At 73.0% G+C, this 16,088-nt stretch carries 13 protein-coding genes and 1 pseudogene; 10 read left to right on the top strand and 4 right to left on the bottom strand.

Translation table 11 applies throughout. The annotated features are described in order from the left end of the window. Positions 1-152: 152 nt before the first annotated feature. From OHA17_RS04885 to OHA17_RS04875, 3 genes are all read left to right on the top strand, one after another. A complete protein-coding gene (locus tag OHA17_RS04885; protein ID WP_398873929.1) occupies positions 153-2,147 on the top strand; it encodes a SpoIIE family protein phosphatase in 1,995 nt (664 codons plus the stop codon). A gap of 187 nt (positions 2,148-2,334) precedes the next feature. Further along, complete coding sequence (locus tag OHA17_RS04880; RefSeq protein ID WP_406504366.1) at positions 2,335-3,669, top strand: wax ester/triacylglycerol synthase family O-acyltransferase; 1,335 nt, start codon at positions 2,335-2,337, stop codon at positions 3,667-3,669. A gap of 29 nt (positions 3,670-3,698) precedes the next feature. Beyond that, the gene (locus OHA17_RS04875; protein WP_406504365.1) at positions 3,699-4,559 is read left to right on the top strand and encodes an Fpg/Nei family DNA glycosylase; all 861 of its coding nucleotides are present in this window, start codon (positions 3,699-3,701) and stop codon (positions 4,557-4,559) included. Positions 4,560-4,580: 21 nt separating this feature from the next. On the opposite strand, the gene OHA17_RS04870 is transcribed toward OHA17_RS04875, so the two are convergent. Further along, positions 4,581-5,201: a zf-HC2 domain-containing protein gene (locus tag OHA17_RS04870; protein ID WP_406504363.1), complete on the bottom strand. Its 621-nt coding sequence runs from the start codon at positions 5,199-5,201 to the stop codon at positions 4,581-4,583. A 123-nt stretch (positions 5,202-5,324) separates the two neighbouring features. On the opposite strand from OHA17_RS04870, the gene OHA17_RS04865 reads away from it, so the two are divergent. The 4 genes and pseudogenes from OHA17_RS04865 (at position 5,325) to OHA17_RS04850 (ending at position 9,422) form a co-directional block, all read left to right on the top strand. Next, positions 5,325-6,071 (top strand): LytR/AlgR family response regulator transcription factor, encoded by a 747-nt coding sequence (locus OHA17_RS04865; RefSeq protein ID WP_406504361.1) that lies wholly within the window; start codon positions 5,325-5,327, stop codon positions 6,069-6,071. 44 nt (positions 6,072-6,115) lie between these two features. Then, positions 6,116-6,469: pseudogene (locus OHA17_RS04860) on the top strand (hypothetical protein); the annotation flags it as partial. Positions 6,470-6,564: 95 nt separating this feature from the next. After that, positions 6,565-8,244 carry a cation acetate symporter gene (locus tag OHA17_RS04855; protein WP_406504359.1) on the top strand — a complete coding sequence of 560 codons (1,680 nt, stop codon included), beginning with the start codon at positions 6,565-6,567 and terminating at the stop codon, positions 8,242-8,244. Then, the gene (locus OHA17_RS04850) at positions 8,241-9,422 is read left to right on the top strand and encodes a sensor histidine kinase (protein WP_406504358.1); all 1,182 of its coding nucleotides are present in this window, start codon (positions 8,241-8,243) and stop codon (positions 9,420-9,422) included. The genes OHA17_RS04855 and OHA17_RS04850 overlap by 4 nt, the downstream gene beginning before the upstream one ends. 24 nt (positions 9,423-9,446) lie before the next feature. Here OHA17_RS04850 and OHA17_RS04845 read toward each other — a convergent pair whose 3' ends face one another. Continuing rightward, positions 9,447-9,941: a hypothetical protein gene (locus OHA17_RS04845; protein WP_406504356.1), complete on the bottom strand. Its 495-nt coding sequence runs from the start codon at positions 9,939-9,941 to the stop codon at positions 9,447-9,449. Between OHA17_RS04845 and OHA17_RS04840 the strand changes: the two genes are divergently transcribed. Beyond that, complete coding sequence (locus OHA17_RS04840) at positions 9,884-10,270, top strand: zf-HC2 domain-containing protein (protein ID WP_324610227.1); 387 nt, start codon at positions 9,884-9,886, stop codon at positions 10,268-10,270. The two genes, OHA17_RS04845 and OHA17_RS04840, sit on opposite strands and share 58 nt — an antisense overlap. Here the strand turns inward: OHA17_RS04840 and OHA17_RS04835 are convergent. Continuing rightward, entirely contained in the window at positions 10,171-10,791 is a 621-nt protein-coding gene (locus OHA17_RS04835) for a sigma-70 family RNA polymerase sigma factor (protein WP_053730993.1), read from the bottom strand. The genes OHA17_RS04840 and OHA17_RS04835 overlap by 100 nt on opposite strands. Positions 10,792-11,055: 264 nt before the next feature. Between OHA17_RS04835 and OHA17_RS04830 the strand changes: the two genes are divergently transcribed. Next, positions 11,056-12,246, top strand: a complete 1,191-nt coding sequence (locus OHA17_RS04830) for a CapA family protein (RefSeq protein ID WP_406504354.1) — start codon at positions 11,056-11,058, stop codon at positions 12,244-12,246. 17 nt (positions 12,247-12,263) lie between these two features. Here OHA17_RS04830 and OHA17_RS04825 read toward each other — a convergent pair whose 3' ends face one another. Further along, a complete protein-coding gene (locus OHA17_RS04825; protein WP_053730901.1) occupies positions 12,264-12,743 on the bottom strand; it encodes a universal stress protein in 480 nt (159 codons plus the stop codon). A 71-nt stretch (positions 12,744-12,814) separates the two neighbouring features. Between OHA17_RS04825 and lysX the strand changes: the two genes are divergently transcribed. Beyond that, positions 12,815-16,087, top strand: coding sequence for a bifunctional lysylphosphatidylglycerol synthetase/lysine--tRNA ligase LysX (gene lysX / locus OHA17_RS04820; RefSeq protein ID WP_406504351.1), 3,273 nt, complete (start codon positions 12,815-12,817; stop codon positions 16,085-16,087). Position 16,088: the final 1 nt, after the last annotated feature.

The raw sequence follows: 16,088 nt of genomic DNA, 5'->3' as shown, positions 1-16,088 counted from the left end.
GCCTCCCTGATGCGCGGGATCCGGGCTGCGCCTAGCGTGGCCCCATGGACGCGGGCACAGGGGGCGGAGGGGCGGCCGAACTGTGCCACTGCGGCGAGCCGGCCGGTGGCGAGGACTGCCGCTTCCTTCACTCGTACGGCCGAGACCTGCGGATGGGCAGTTTCGACTGGGACCTCGGCACCGGCCTCATGCACTTGGACGAGCCCGCGCTCGACGTGTTCGACCTGCGCCCCGACGAGTACGACAACCGGCCCGAGTCGCTGGCCGCCCGGGTGCCGCGCGCCGAGGCCACCAGGCTCGACGCGCTCGTCTCGCAGGCGCTCAAGAACGGCAGCGTCAACTACGGCGTGTACTTCCGCATCCGCTGCCGGGACCGGAGCCTGCGCTGGACCCACACCCAGGGCTTCGTACGCCGCGACGAGACCGGCCGCCCGCTGCGCATCATCGGGATCGTCCGCGACGCCACCCAGGAGCTCGCCGAGTCCACCGCGCGGGTCGGCCTCGACGACGAGCGGCGCCGCACGACCAGCGTCGTCGAGGCCACCACCGCCGCCCTCGCGCACGCCAGGACCGTCAAGGACGTCATCGACGTCATGAAGGACTCGCAGGGCCCCGAATACCTCGGCGCCACCAGCCTCGTGATGGGCCTCCTGGAGGCGGGCCGCATCCATCTGATCGCCGAGGGGCCCGAGGACAGCTTCGTGCCGGGCACCCGGTGGACCCGGGTCGACGAGCAGTACCCGATGAGCGAGGTCGTCCGCACCCTCGCGCCCCGCTTCATCGAGTCGCCGAAGGACTTCGCCGACTCCTACCCGGGCCTGTGGCCGAACATCAGCGGCCTCGGCATCACCTCCGCCGCCTACCTCCCGCTGATCGCCCAGGCCCGCCCGATCGGCGCGATCGGCCTGCTCTACAGCGACAAGTGGGGCTTCAGCAGCGACGAGCGCAACATCCTTGTGGCGCTGGGCAGTTCGATCGCCCAGTCCCTCCAGCGCGCCATGCTGTACGAGCAGGAGCACGACCTCGCCGAAGGCCTCCAGCAGGCGATGCTGCCGCGCCGCATCCCCGAGGTGCCCGGCGCCCAGCTCGCGGTCCGCTACCGCTCGGCGCGGTTCGGCCGGGACATCGGCGGCGACTGGTACGACGTGATCCCGCTGCCCGGCGGCCGGGTCGGCGTGGCCATCGGCGACGTACAGGGACACGACACGCACGCCGCCGCCGTGATGGGGCAGCTGCGCATCGTGCTGCGCGCGTACGCCGCCGAGGGGCACACGCCGGCCACCGTGATCGCGCGGGCCTCGGTCTTCCTGCACGAGCTGGACACCGACCGGTTCGCGACCTGCACCTACGCGGAGGCCGACCTGAGCACCGGAGTGGTGCAGATCGTGCGTGCCGGGCACATCGACCCGCTGGTCCGCTTCCAGGACGGCAGCTGCCGCAGACTGGCGGTGGAGGGCGGCCTTCCGCTCGGGCTCTCGGCCGAGTTCGGGCGCCTCGAATACCCGGTGTCGACGGTCGAACTCGACCCGGGCCAGACCCTGTTGCTCTACACCGACGGCCTCGTGGAGCAGCCGGGCACCGACCTCGACGACGGCATGCAGCTCTTGGCATCTCTGGTCCGGTCGGGACCCGAGGGCCTCGAAGAGCTCGCCGACCGGCTCTGCGACGTGGTCGACGAGCGGGCCGGCGACGACGACGTGGCGCTGCTGCTCCTGCGCCGGAGCGTCATGGAGGTACCGCAGGGCGGCGGACGGCTGCGTCAGCACGTCGCGCAGAACGACCCCGAGGCGCTGAGCTCCTCCCGGCACATGATCCGCGCGGCGGTCCGCGCCTGGGGTGCCCGCGAGCGGTCCGACGAGATCGAGCTCGCCGCCGACGAGCTCATCACCAACGCCCTGATGCACACCGACGGCGGGGCGATCGTCACCATCCGGGCCCTCTCCGGCCCGGAACGCCGCCTGCGGGTCGAGGTGGAGGACCGTTCCAGCGCCCTGCCGCGCCGCCGGGAGGCAGGCGCCTCCGGGGTCTCCGGGCGCGGTCTGATGCTGGTGGACCGGCTCGCGGACGTGTGGGGCGTGGAGCCGCGCGGCAGCGGCAAATGCGTGTGGTGCGAGTTCGTCGTCCCGGAACCCGGCAGCGGCCGATAAGGGGCGGGTGCCGGCGCTCGGTGTCCGGCCGGGGAACAACGCCTGAGCGGGAATTGATCAATACTTGGCGGTAACCATACGTAACAACTCATTACTTGACCGTAACCGTTCGCGGGGGTTTCACTGCTCACTCTGTACGGGCGGCACCGTTGCCGCCCGACCGGCCTCCGACTGACACGAGGACTCCTTGAGCAGTGAGCTGCTGGCACCTCTTGATCTGGCGTTCTGGCACCTCGAATCGGCGGAGCACCCCATGCACCTGGGTGCGCTCGCACACTTCGACCCGCTCCCCGGCACCGACGGCGGGCAGATCCTCGAACTCCTCGCCGAGCGCGCCGCGGCCATCCCGCGGCTGCGGATGTGCGTACGCGGCGTGTGGCTGCCCGTCGGCGGCGCGGCCTGGGTCGCCGACAAGGACTTCGACGTACGCCGCCACGTCCGCAGGGTCCGGCTGCCCGCGGGCGACTTCCAGGCCGAATCCGCCCGGGTGGCGGGGGAGTTGATGGAGCGTCCGCTTGAGCGCGGCCTGCCGCCGTGGCGGATGTACGTCCTGACCGGCGAGGACGACGGCGCCTTCGCGGTCCTGGTGAAGCTGCACCACGCGCTCGCCGACGGCATGCGCGCGGTCGCCATCGGCGCGGGCATCCTCGACCAGCTCGCCGCCCCGAGCGCCCGGCGCCGCCGCCCCGTGCCGCCCCGCTCCTGGCTGCCGGGCCCCCGCCAGGTCGCCGGCTTCGCCCGCGACCGGGTCGGCGAGCTCACCCGGGCCGTGGGCATCGGCGCCTCCGTGATGCGGGCCAGCCGCCTCGAACTCGGCGCGGGCTCCGCGCTCGCCGCCGACTCCAGCGGCACCCGCCGCCTCGCCACGGCCGTACTCGACCACGAGGACGTCCAGCGGGTGCGCAGGGCCGAGGGCGGCACCGCCAACGACGTACTCCTCGCCGTCGTCGCCGGCGGGCTGCGCCGCTGGCTCCTGGAGCGCGACTCACGCATCCCGGGCGCCGAACCGCGCGCCCTGGTCCCCGTCTCGCGCCGCCGCCCGGGCTCCCCGCCCGGCTCCGGCAACAAGCTCTCCGCGTATCTGCTCGGCCTGCCGGTCGCCGAGCCCGACCCGCTGGCCCGGCTCGCCGCCGTGCGCACCGCCATGGACCGCAACAAGGCGGCGGGGCCCGGGCGCGGCGCCGGAGCCGTCGCCCTGCTCGCCGACCAACTGCCGCCCCTTGCCCACCGGTTCGGGGCGCCGCTCGCCGGGAACGCGGCCCGCATCCTCTTCGACGTGCTCGTCACCAGCGTGCCGCTGCCCCGCTCCCAGCTCTCGCTCGGCGGCTGCCCGCTGCGCGCGATCTACCCGATGGCGCCGCTCGCCCGGGGCCAGTCCCTGGCGATCGCGCTGTCCACGTACGGCGGCCGCGTCCACATAGGCCTGGTGGCCGACGGCAAGGCCGTGCCCGACCTGGACCGGCTCGCCGAGTCCTTCGGGCAGGACCTGGCGGACCTCATCGGGGCGAGCGCGGCTCGCTGAGCCCGCGCGGCCGGTGCACCCTGGTACGTATGCCGGAACTGCCCGAGGTCGAGGCCCTGCGGGACTTCCTCTCCGACCACCTGGTCGGCCGGGAGATCGCGAGCGCCCTGCCCGTCGCGATCAGCGTCCTGAAGACGTACGACCCGCCGTACACCGCCCTGGCCGGGCGCACCGTCACCGGTGTCGCCCGGCACGGCAAGTTCCTCGACATCGACGCCGACGGTCTTCACCTGTGCGTCCACCTCGCCCGCGCGGGCTGGCTGCGCTGGTACGACACGCTGCCGACCGCCCCGCCGAAACCCGGCAAGGGGCCGCTCGCGCTGCGGGTGACGCTGGTCGGCGGCGCGGGCTTCGACCTCACGGAGGCGGGCACCCGCAAGAGCCTCGCCGCCTACCTCGTGCACGATGCGTGCGAGGTCCCGGGCATCGCCAGGCTCGGCCCCGACCCGCTGGCCCCCGGCTTCGGCCGCGACGACTTCGCGGCCCTGCTCGCGGGCGAGCGGCGCCAGCTGAAGGGCGCGCTGCGCGACCAGTCCCTCATCGCGGGCATCGGGAACGCGTACAGCGACGAAATCCTGCACGTGGCGAAGATGTCGCCCTTCAAGCCGGTCGCCCACCTCACCGATGACGAGGTCACCACGCTGTACGAGGCGATGCGCGCCGCCCTCACCGAGGCCGTCGAGCGCTCGCACGGCCTCGCGGCGGGCCGCCTCAAGGCCGAGAAGAAGAGCGGGCTGCGCGTACACGGCCGGACCGGGCAGCCGTGTCCGGTCTGCGGCGACACGGTCCGCGAGGTGTCGTTCGCCGACTCCTCCCTCCAGTACTGCGCGACCTGCCAGACGGGTGGCAAGATCCTGGCCGACCGGCGCATGTCCAAGCTCCTCAAGTAGCGCCCGTTGGACGGCCCCGGCTCACCGGGGTGTGATCGTCGCAAGGCGGGTCCCGTCGGCGGCCCGTACCTCGAACCGGGCGATGGCGTTCTGCGCCAGCGCCGCCGCGCCCCGCATCCGCACCGGCTGCCCGCCCCGGTCCGCCCAGGTCGCCACCGTCTGTTCCGTGCCGTCCCGGCCCACCGCGACCAGGGTGCACGAGACGGGCGCCGCGCCCGCGAGGCCGAGCTCCACATCGGTGCCCCACTCCTTGGGCGCGGTCACCAGCGACGCCGTCACCCCGGGCGCGTGCGAGGCCACCTGCCAGCGCGGAGCCGCCGGTGCCAGGACGACGCCGATCCCGCCCACCACGAGGACCCCGGCCGCGGCCACCAGAGCGATCCGCAGGGTGCGGCCGCGCCGACGCCGCTTGGCCACCGCGCCCAGCATCCGGTGCAGCACCTCCGGCGAGACCGGTCCGGCCGGCATCGCCCCGTCCTCGGCATACGCGGCCAGCAGCGCCGTCACGCTCCCGAACTCGGTCAACAGCCGTCTGCACGCGGCGCATCCGACGAGATGCTCCTCGAAGCGGAAGGTCTCGGCGGCGCCGAGCACGCCGAGGGCATAGGCCCCGACGTCCTCGTGGATCTGCGGCGAACTCATGCCGTCAGGTACGGAGAAACCGGCCCGAACACTCAAGACACACCGGCATCCCACGCCCAGGAGGAGTCCGGCGGGTCGCGGCCCCGGTCATGGCCCGGCGGACACCACCTAGACTCCGGCCCCATGCTGCGCGTACTGGCGGTCGACGACGAAGCCCCCGCCCTCGAAGAGCTCCTCTACCTACTGCGCTCCGACTCCCGGATCCGCTCGGCCGAAGGGGCCACCAGCGCCACCGAGGCGCTGCGGCTCATCGGGGCCGCCCTCGAAGCGGGGGAGGACGGCGAGCGCGGCATCGACGTGGTCTTCCTCGACATCCACATGGCCGGGCTCACCGGACTCGACATCGCCCGCCTGCTCGCCGGGTTCGCCCGCCCGCCGCTGATCGTCTTCGTCACCGCCCACGAGGGCTTCGCCGTCCAGGCCTTCGACCTCAAGGCCGTCGACTACGTCCTCAAACCGGTGCGCGGCGAGCGGCTCGCGGAGGCGGTCCGCCGGGTCGCCGAGCTGGTCGGCGACCGCGGCGCGAGCGTCCAGGAGCCGGACCAGATACCCGTCGAACTGGGCGGCGTCACCCGCTTCCTGCCCGTCGGCGACATCGTGTACGCCGAGGCCCAGGGCGACTACGCCCGGCTGCACACCGCCCGCGGCAGCCACCTCGTGCGGATCCCGCTGTCCACCCTGGAGGAGCGCTGGCGCAGCCGCGGCTTCGTCCGGATCCACCGCAGCCACCTCGTCGCGCTCGACCGGATCGACGAACTCCGCCTGGACGCGGGCAGCATGAGCGTGCGGGTCGGCGACGCCGAACTCCCCGTCAGCCGGCGCCACGCCCGCACGGTACGGGACCGCCTCCTGCGCCGCACCAGCCGCTGACCTGGCCTTCCCCGAGCGGTGATCAGCTGCGTACACTCCGCGCCATGTCACCGGAGCAGGCCGCGCGACGCGAGACGGTCACGGGGGAGCCGAGGCGGGTCCGCCCGCTGCCGCGCCACCGCGCCCAGTGCGAGATCGACGAGCAGACCGCGCTCGGCGGCGCCTATGTGCGCTCCCTGATGCGCGGCCAACTCCGCGCCGCGCTCGGCGGGTTCGGCGTGCTCGCCCTCACCGTCGCCACCCTGCCGCTCGCCTTCCGCGCCCTGGACGACGACGCCGTCACCTGGTGCGTGCTCGGCTTCGCCGTCTACGGGCCGCTCGGCCTCATCGCCTGGTGGTACGTGCGCACCGCCGAGCGCAACGAACGCGACTTCGCCCGCCTGGTCGCCGACCGGCCGACGGAAGGACGCCCAACAGGCGTCCATCCACCGCGTGTTGGCGCGGCGGAAGGCCGTGCGACGCCTGGTCCCCCGACAGAACACCACCCCGCACCGTGAGCCAGACGTACGCCGTGGTCGCGGTCACCGCCGTCGTGCTCGCCACCGTCCTCGTCGGCGGGTTCGGACTGCGCATCTCGCGCACCACGTCCGACTTCTACGTCGCTTCGCGCACGGTCGGGCCGGGCCTGAACGCGGCCGCCATCAGCGGCGAGTACCTCTCCGCCGCCTCCTTCCTCGGCATCGCCGGACTCGTCCTGGTGCAGGGCCCGGACATGCTCTGGTATCCGGTCGGCTACACCGCCGGATACCTCGTGCTGCTCCTTTTCGTCGCGGCTCCGCTGCGCCGCTCGGGCGCGTACACGCTGCCCGACTTCGCCGAGGGGCGGCTCGAATCCCGGGCCGTGCGCCGCCTGGTGAGCGTGTTCGTGGTCGGCGCGGGCTGGCTGTACCTGGTGCCCCAACTCCAGGGCGCGGGGCTGACGTTGAAGATCCTGACCGGCGCGCCGGGCTGGCTGGGGCCGGTCCTCGTCGCGGCTGTCGTGGTCCTCGCGGTCGCCGCCGGAGGCATGCGCTCCATCACGTTCGTGCAGGCCTTCCAGTACTGGCTGAAGCTGACCGCGCTGCTCATACCTGTGTTCTTCCTGGTCCTCGCCTGGCAGGGCGACGGCGCGCCACGCCCCGTCTATGACGAACCCGCCGCGCTGCGCCACCAGCAGACCGTCCGCTTCGCCGACACCCTGACCCTGCGCCTCACCGAACCCCTCCCGGTCCGCGCGAGCGGCACCGTCGACGGCCGCCGCCACGACGGCGAGGCGCTGACGCTCCCGCCGGGCGAGCACCGCGTCGAGGCCGGCACCCGGCTCGCCCTCGCCGAAGCGACCCGCGTCCCGGGCAGCGCCGCCCGCACCGAACACCCCCTGTACGCCACGTACGGGCTGATCGTGGCGACGTTCCTCGGCACCATGGGCCTGCCCCACGTCGTCGTCCGCTTCTACACCAGCCCGGGCGGCCGCGAGGCCCGCCGCGCGACCGTCGTCGTCCTCGCCCTGATCGGCGCGTTCTACCTGCTGCCGCCCGTCTATGGAGCGTTGGGCCGCCTGTACGCTCCCGAACTCGCCCTCACCGGCGACGCCGACGCGGCCGTGCTGCTCCTGCCCGAGCGGCTCGTCGGCGGCACCGGCGGCGATCTGCTCGGCGCGCTGGTCGCGGGCGGCGCGTTCGCCGCGTTCCTGTCCACCGCCTCCGGGCTCACCATGGCGGTCGCCGGAGTCCTCACCCAGGACGTGCTGCCCTCGCGCGGCGTACGCCACTTCCGCCTCGCGACGCCGCTCGCGATCTCCGTGCCGCTGGTCGGCGCGCTGCTGGTCAGCGGGGTGCCGGTGGCCGACGCGGTGGGGATGGCGTTCGCGGTGTCCGCTTCCTCGTTCTGCCCGCTGCTCGTGCTCGGCATCTGGTGGCGGGGGCTGACCCCGCCGGGAGCGGCCGCCGGGCTGGTCCTCGGGGGCGGGTCGGCGCTGGTCGCCGTCGCCGCCACCGTCCTCGGGGCGGCCCCGCCCGGCCTGCTGCACGCGTTGCTCGCCTGGCCCGCCGTCTGGTCCGTGCCCGTCGGCTTCCTCGCCATGATCGGGGTGTCGCTCGCCACCCCGGGCCGCGTCCCGGCGGGCACCAACGCCGCCATGACCCGCTTCCATCTGCCCGAGGCCCTGGCCCGCCACGGAGGAGCCCACCGATGACCCTGGCCGCCCTGCTCTTCCTCGGCCCGCTGCTCGCCGCCGCCGGATTCCTGCTCGGCCGGCGGGCCGCGCGCCAGGGGCGTACCAGCGATGTCGGCACCCCCGTCGAGCACGCCACCTTCGAGACCCTGCACACCGCCTCGCTCGCCGCGCCTCCGCTGCGCGCCGGGCTCACCAGTGAGGCGGCCCGCAAGTCGGCCCGCGGTCTTCGCTCGCTGCTCGGCACCGACGCGCTCTGCCTGACCGACCGCGACACCATCCTGACCTGGGACGGGGCGGGGGAGCAGCACCACAGTGCTCACGTCATGGACCAGGTGAGGGCGTTGCTCGACACCGGCCGTGACAAGGCGTTCGCGCTGTCCTGCGACGACCTGGACTGCCCGCTGCGCTGGGCGGTGGCCGTCCCGCTGACCGTGGACCACCGGGTGCTGGGCACCCTGGTCGCGTACGCGCCCCGCGAGTCGGCGGTGCTCGCGCGCGCGGCGGGCGAGGTCGGCCGCTGGGTCTCCGTACAGCTGGAGCTCGCCGAGCTCGACCGCTCCCGCACCCGGCTGATCGAAGCCGAGATCAAGGCCCTGCGCGCCCAGATCTCCCCGCACTTCATCTTCAACTCGCTCGCCGCGATCGCCTCCTTCGTGCGGACCGATCCGGACCGGGCCCGTGAACTCCTCCTGGAATTCGCGGACTTCACCCGCTACTCGTTCCGCCGGCACGGCGACTTCACCACGCTCGCCGACGAACTCCACTCCATCGACCAGTACTTGGCCCTGGTGCGCGCCCGCTTCGGCGACCGGCTCTCGGTCACCCTTCAGGTGGCGCCCGAGGTCCTCCCGGTCGCCCTGCCGTTCCTTTGCCTCCAGCCGCTCGTCGAGAACGCCGTCAAGCACGGCATCGAGGGTGCCGCCACGGCAGGTCGCATCACCATCAGCGCCCTGGACGCGGGCAACGAGGCCGAGGTCGTCATCGAGGACGACGGCGCGGGCATGGACCCCGAGCAGCTGCGCCGCATCCTGCGCGGCGACGGCGGCCCGTCGGGCGGCATCGGCCTGCTCAACGTCGACGAACGGCTGCGGCAGGTGTACGGCGACGCGTACGGCCTGGTCATCGAGACCGGTGTCGGAGCGGGCATGAAGGTGACGGCGCGGATCCCCAAATACCGTGCTGGAGTGCACAGTTGACGTCCCCGTCAGAGGTGGGGCGACTCAGAACAGATGGATCGCCAAGTGGCCCAGCGGCAGGCCGAGTTCCCAGGCCGGCGTCCACACCCGGGGCTCGTCCTCCTCGTCCGCGTGCGGGTCGACCCCGCCCGGCACCACCGCGTCCAGATCCGTCGCCAGGAGCTCGGTCTCCTCCAGCCACCGCCAGGCGGTGCGCGCCATCTCCAGATCGGGCCCCTGCTCCTGGTCGCCGGCCAGCCGGCGCAGCCGCGAACAGACCCAGCCCCGCCACGGCCGCCCGGCCGCGGTGAGCGAGCTCCACTCGTCCAGCCGGGCCACCACCCGGGCCCCGTCGGCCGCCCCGTCGGACAGGAAGATCGTCAGAGCGAGGGCGTTGCGCCCGGCCCGGAACTCCAGTGTCGTCGGCGGCATCAGATCGCCGGTACGCAGTAATTCATCCGCGATGTACTCGGCGTACATCCATGCCATCGGCACCACCAGCTCGCCACCACTGGTCCCGCTACTTCCCTCCGGACGCATCCTGTCTCGCCTCTTTCATCGACCGTCCCGGCGCTCCCGGGGAGCTCCAGGGAGCATTGAACCGGGGGCGCGTGCCCGCCGTGGCCAGAAGGGCAGGATCCGTCACAAGACACGAGGTGCTCATGCATGTGCGGCAACTGCTCGGCGCGTACGCACTCGGCGCTCTCACGCCCGGCGAGGACCGCGCCGTCGCCGCGCATCTGCGCCGGTGCGCGCCGTGCCGTACCGCCTACTTGGAGGTCGCCGAGGCGCCGTCGCTGCTCGCCCTGCTCACCGAGGCGGACCTGGAACCCGCCGAGGAGAGCCCTTCGGGGCCTGACGCAGAATAGCCGGGCAGCGCCCGGGCCAGCGCACGCAGGGCGTAGTACGAACGGGACTTGACGGTCCCCGGCGGAACACCGAGCACTTCGGCCGCTTCGGTCACGCTCAGTCCGCGGAAGTACAACTGCACCAGGACCGCGCGGTGTTGGGGTGTGAGCGACTTCACTGCGGCGCGGACGTCGAGCGCGGCCGTGCAGCGCTCGGTGTGGTCGCCGGGCTCCGCCGTCGCGCGCAGCACCTCGTCGCCGACCTCGGTGGGCCGGGCGAGCCGGCTGCGGCGCGCGTCGATCGCGAGCCGCCGGGCGACGGTGAACAGCCAGGGCCGCATCGAGCAGTACGGCGCCTCGAAGGCCTCGGGGTGCTGCCAGGCCCGCACGAGCGTCTCCTGGAGGAGGTCCTCGGCGCGCTGGCGGTCGCCGTAGGTGAGGCCGAGCAGGAAGTGCAGCAGGGCGGGGCCGTGCGCACGCTGCAGTTCGGCCAGATCACGCTCGTGGGCGTACCGCCGGCTGCCTGCGAGTGCCGTCGTCACGTGCACGCCCCTTCCCCGGATTCCGTCGGCCGCAGCCGTATCGGAGCGCATCGGGGCGGACGCGGACAGCTGTCGCACCGCGCCGTGCGGCGAGCGGTCGAACCGAGCGGTGAATGGTGCGGCGAGCGGTCCGCCACCCGGGCGGGGTCGGTCCCCGTGCGTCCGATTCAGCGGTCTTGGTCCTATAAACGGCTTTTCGCCTTGACTGGCCCGTTCTCGGGAGGTGGATTTCGGACAGACACCGCACCCGATCAAGGGAGCCCGATGCACCAGCCGACCCAGCGCGCCCGAGTGAGGGCGGCGGCCGCCGCGGCCCTCCTGCTCGCGGCCACCGCAGGATGCAGCGGCGGGCACCGGCCGCCGCACGCTCAGGACGCCCAGCCCTCCCCGGCCTCCGGACCCGCCCGCGCGCAGCGCCCCTTCACGCTGGTCGCCACCGGCGACGTACTCCCGCACGACTCGACTATCGAACGCGCCAACTCCGATGCGGGCGGCCGGGGTTACGACTTCCGGGCGATGCTCGCCGGAGTCAAGCCGATCATCTCCCGGGCCGATCTGGCGATCTGCCACATGGAGACCGTGTACGGCGCCGACGAGGGCCCCTTCACCGGCTACCCGGCTTTCACCTCGCCGCCGCAGGTGGCCGCCGCGCTGAAGGACACCGGGTACGACTCCTGCTCGACGGCCTCCAACCACACCCTGGACGACGGCGCCGACGGCATCGCCCGCACCCTGAGGGCCTTCGACAAGGCCGGGCTCAAACACACCGGGTCGGGCCGCACCGCGAACGAGTCGGCGACGCCCGCGCGGCTGTCGGCGGGCGGTGCGAGGGTCGCGCAGCTCGCGTACACCTACGACACCAACGGCTATCCGATGCCGGACGGGCAGCCGTGGGCGGTCCACCTCATCGACCAGAAGAAGATCATCGCGGATGCCCGGGCGGCCCGGGCTTCCGGCGCCGACATCGTGGTCGTCAGCCTCCACTGGGGCACCGAGTGGCAGACCGAGCCCGACGAACAGCAGCTCACCCTCGGCAAGGCGCTCACCGCCTCGAAAACGAGCGGGCGCCCCGACATCGACCTGATCCTCGGCACCCACGCCCACATCCCGCAGGCGTACGAGAAGGTCAACGGGACCTGGATCGTCTACGGCGAGGGCGACCAGATCGCGGGCGAGATGTTCAACGAGACGGGTGCGCGCGACCACCGCGGCAACATGAGCTCGATCGCCCGCTTCACCTTCGCGCCGCCGGTCCGGCGGGGGGAGCGCTGGGCGGTCACCAAGGCGGAGTTCATCCCGCAATGGATCGACGTGGAGCGCGGCCGCGTGATGAGCCTGCCCGACGCGCTGGCGAAGTCACCCGGCCGCGAGGACTACACCGAGGCCCGGGACGACATCCGCGAGGCGGTTCTCGGCCGCGGCGCCGCGAAGGACGGCCTGAAGATGTCCCACTAGCCGAGAGGGCGGGACGCCTACGGGACCACCGTGACCGGCCAGCGGCCCGCCTTCACCAGGCGTACGGCCACCGAGCCGATGATGCGGTGGCCCGCCGACTCGGACGCGCCCACCACCACCGCGTCCGCCTTGAGCTCGTCGGCCGCGGTCACCAGTCCGGAGTAGGGGTCGCCCCGGAAGGTGTGGAACTCCCAGCGGACGTCCCAGATGCCCCGGACCCGCTCGGCGGCCGCCCTGATCTCGGCGACCAGACCCTCGGCGATCTCCCCGGTGGTGTCGGCGACGGGCGCGCCGAGGGCGGCGCCCGCCGACATCACGGGCTGCACGTACACGAGGGCGAGCAGCGCGTTCTGCCGCCGGGCCAGGCCACTGGCGTACGCCGCGGCCCGGAGCGAGGAGTCCGAGCCGTCGACGCCGGCCACGATCACCTTCGGGCCGTCGGTACCGCGTTCGAATCGCTGGGACTCAGGGTGGGACTGGGGCTGCTGCTCTGTCACTGTTCGAGGCTATCCGGCCGGGTGGGGCTTCCGACAGGCGGCCCGGCCGCGGCCTCCCTAGAGTGCTGAGCATGACTGTCAGCGAGGCGGCGCCGATACCGTCCCGGACCGGCTTTCTGGGGCGGGTGCCCGAAGCGTTCGCGATGTTCTTCGGCGTGCTCGGTCTCTTCTGCGGCCTCATATCGCTCATCCCGCCGCTGCGCCGGGTGCTCTACCCCATCGTCTGGTTCCTCGACCGGGTCACCGTGCCGGTCAGCGCCAACCTCGCGTACGCCGTCTTCCTGCTGCTGCTCGCGGCCGCGATCGGCGCCCGCAAGAAGGTCGCCTGGTGGCTGGTCGTCATCTACCTGGGACTGCTCTTCCTGCTCGACGTCCTGCTGATCGTCGTCGCCGAATGGATGTGGATCCCCAACGGGGTGTTCTGCGGGGCCGCGCTCGTGGTGCTGATCCTGGCCCGCAGGCAGTTCTACGCCCAGACCCGACGGGGCGCCTTCCGCCGGGCGGTGGGGGTGCTGTGCCTCGGGCTCGCGGCGGGCGTCCTCGTCGGCTGGGGCCTGGTCGAGCTGTTTCCCAATACCCTGCCGCGCGGCCAGCGCCTGCTGTGGGCCACCAACCGCGTCTTCGGCGGGCTCGTCTCCAACGGCCAGTTCGACGGGCGGCCGCCGAAGCCCCTGTACTTCTTCCTCGGCCTGTTCGGCGCCATCGCCTTGCTGGCCGCCGCCTCCACGCTCTTCCGCTCGCAGCGGATGGAGGCCGCCCTGCACGGCGACGAGGAGCCCCGCATCCGGGCGCTGCTCGGCGCGTACGGCCGCCAGGACTCGCTCGGCTACTTCGCCACCCGCCGCGACAAGGCGGTGGTGTTCTCGCCGAACGGCAAGGCCGCCGTCACCTACCGCGTCGAGGCGGGCGTCGCGCTCGCCAGCGGCGACCCGGTGGGCGACGGCGGAGCGTGGGGCCCGGCCATCGACGCCTGGCTCGACATCGCGCGGCAGTACGCCTGGGCGCCCGCCGTGATGGGCGCCTCCGAAGAAGGCGCCACCGTGTACGCCCGGCACGGGCTCGGCGCCATCCAGCTCGGCGACGAGGCGATCCTGCACGTCGCCAAGTTCGACCTCGACGGCCGCGACATGCGGGTCACCCGCCAAGCCGTCCACCGGGTCGCGCGGACCGGCGCCACGACCCGGATCCGCCGCCACTCGGCGCTCACCGACGAGGAGATGCAGCAGATCATCGACCGCGCCGACGCCTGGCGCGACACCGAGACCGAGCGCGGCTTCTCGATGGCGCTCGACCGGCTCGGTGACCCGGCCGACGGCGACTGCCTGCTCGTCGAGGCCTTCGACGCCGACGGCAAACTGATCGCGCTGCTCTCCTTCGTGCCCTGGGGCCCCGACGGCATCTCGCTCGACCTGATGCGGCGCGACCGCAGCGCGCCCAACGGAGTGATGGAGTTCATGGTCGCCGAACTCTGCGCCGCCGTACCGAAGTTGGGGGTCCGCCGGATCTCGCTGAACTTCGCGGTGTTCCGCTCCGCCTTCGAGGAAGGCGCCCGCATCGGTGCCGGTCCGGTGCTGCGGCTGTGGCGCAAGCTGCTGCTGTTCTTCTCCAAGTGGTGGCAGCTGGAGGCGCTCTACCGCTCCAACGTGAAGTACCAGCCGCAGTGGTTCCCCCGCTTCCTCTGCTACGGCGACGCCGGCTCGCTCGCCCGGGTCGGCCTCGCGTCCGGCATCGCCGAGGGCTTCGTCTCCGTACCGAGCCTGCGCAAGCTGTGGGGCAAGGGCCGTCAGCCCAAGGGCGTCACCAAGCCCGTCACCACCGCCGGGCTGCCCTCCATCGAGGCGCTCGGCCTCGCCGGGCCCGGCTCGGCCGAGATGACGGAGCGTCAACTCCCGGACCAGGTACGGGTACGCCACCGCAAGCTGGACCGGCTGCGCGCGGACGGCACCGAGCCCTACCCCGTCGTCGTCCCCGCCCGCACCCACACCCTGGCCCGGCTGCGCGCCGAGGGCGAGGGCGTGAACGCCACCGTGGCCGGCCGGGTCATGGCCGTACGCGACTTCGGCGGCGTCGTCTTCGCCGTCCTGCGCGACTGGTCCGGCGACCTCCAAGTGGCCCTCACCCGCGAAGGCACGGGCGAGGCCGTCCTCGACCGCTTCACCCACGACGTCGACCTCGGCGACCACATCACCGCCACCGGCACCACCTCCGCCAGTGACAAGGGCGAGTTCTCGCTCTTCGCCACCGCCTGGCAGATGACCGCCAAGTGCCTGCGCCCGCTGCCCGACAAGCGCCGCGGCCTCGCCGACCCCGAGGCCCGGGTGCGCCGCCGCTATCTGGACCTGGTGGCGAGGCCGGAGGCCCGCGAGGTCGTCCGGGCCCGCTCCACCGCCGTCCAGGCGCTGCGCCAGGGTCTGCTGGAGCGGGGCTATCTGGAGGTCGAGACGCCGATGCTCCAGCAGATCCACGGCGGCGCCAACGCCCGCCCGTTCACGACCCACATCAACGCCTACGACCTCGACCTGTACCTGCGCATCGCCCCCGAGCTGTATCTGAAGCGGCTCTGCGTCGGCGGCGTCGAGAAGGTCTTCGAGATGGGCCGCACGTTCCGCAACGAGGGCGTCTCCTACAAGCACAACCCCGAGTTCACGATGCTGGAGGCCTACCAGGCGTACGCCGACTACGACGTGATGCTCGACCTCACCCGCGAACTGATCCAGGGCGCCGCCACCGCCGCCTTCGGCTCCCCGATCGCCCGCAAGGCGGGCCCGGACGGCACGGTCGTCGAGTACGACATCTCCGGCCCCTGGCCCGTCAAGACGCTGTACGGGGCGGTGTCCGAGGCGCTCGGCGAGGAGATCGGCGCCGACACCGACGAGGCGAGGCTGCGCCGGCTCTGCGACCGCGCCGGCGTGCCGCACACCCCGGACAACACGCGCGGCGACGTCGTCCTCGAAATGTACGAGCGGCTCGTCGAGGAGAAGACCCAGCTGCCCACCTTCTACAAGGACTTCCCGACCGAGGTCTCCCCGCTGACCCGCCAGCACCGCACCGACGCACGGCTCGCCGAGCGCTGGGACCTGGTCGCCTTCGGGACCGAACTGGGCACCGCCTACTCGGAGTTGACCGACCCGATCGAGCAGCGCCGCAGGCTCACCGCGCAGTCGCTGCTCGCGGCGGGCGGCGACCTTGAGGCGATGGAGATCGACGAGGACTTCCTCGACGCGCTCGAATACGGCATGCCGCCCACCGGCGGGCTCGGCATCGGCGTGGACCGGCTCGTCATGTTCCTCACCGGTCTCACCATCCGCGAGACCCTGCCCTTCCCGCTGGTCCGCCGGACCTGAG

Origin of the sequence: Streptomyces sp. NBC_00212 (genome assembly GCF_045206365.1) — a bacterium.
Classification (GTDB): domain Bacteria; phylum Actinomycetota; class Actinomycetes; order Streptomycetales; family Streptomycetaceae; genus Streptomyces.
This window is presented reverse-complemented; position numbering and strand designations above follow the sequence as displayed.

What these genes read in the sequence shown, in the direction of transcription:
- OHA17_RS04845 (WP_406504356.1), bottom strand. Translation starts at nt 9,941, where the DNA reads ATGCGTCCGGAGGGAAGTAGCGGGACCAGTGGTGGCGAGCTGGTGGTG.
- OHA17_RS04865 (WP_406504361.1), top strand. Translation starts at nt 5,325, where the DNA reads ATGCTGCGCGTACTGGCGGTCGACGACGAAGCCCCCGCCCTCGAAGAG.
- OHA17_RS04875 (WP_406504365.1), top strand. Translation starts at nt 3,699, where the DNA reads ATGCCGGAACTGCCCGAGGTCGAGGCCCTGCGGGACTTCCTCTCCGAC.
- lysX (WP_406504351.1), top strand. Translation starts at nt 12,815, where the DNA reads ATGACTGTCAGCGAGGCGGCGCCGATACCGTCCCGGACCGGCTTTCTG.
- OHA17_RS04885 (WP_398873929.1), top strand. Translation starts at nt 153, where the DNA reads ATGGGCAGTTTCGACTGGGACCTCGGCACCGGCCTCATGCACTTGGAC.
- OHA17_RS04850 (WP_406504358.1), top strand. Translation starts at nt 8,241, where the DNA reads ATGACCCTGGCCGCCCTGCTCTTCCTCGGCCCGCTGCTCGCCGCCGCC.
- OHA17_RS04870 (WP_406504363.1), bottom strand. Translation starts at nt 5,201, where the DNA reads ATGAGTTCGCCGCAGATCCACGAGGACGTCGGGGCCTATGCCCTCGGC.
- OHA17_RS04830 (WP_406504354.1), top strand. Translation starts at nt 11,056, where the DNA reads ATGCACCAGCCGACCCAGCGCGCCCGAGTGAGGGCGGCGGCCGCCGCG.
- OHA17_RS04840 (WP_324610227.1), top strand. Translation starts at nt 9,884, where the DNA reads ATGCCATCGGCACCACCAGCTCGCCACCACTGGTCCCGCTACTTCCCT.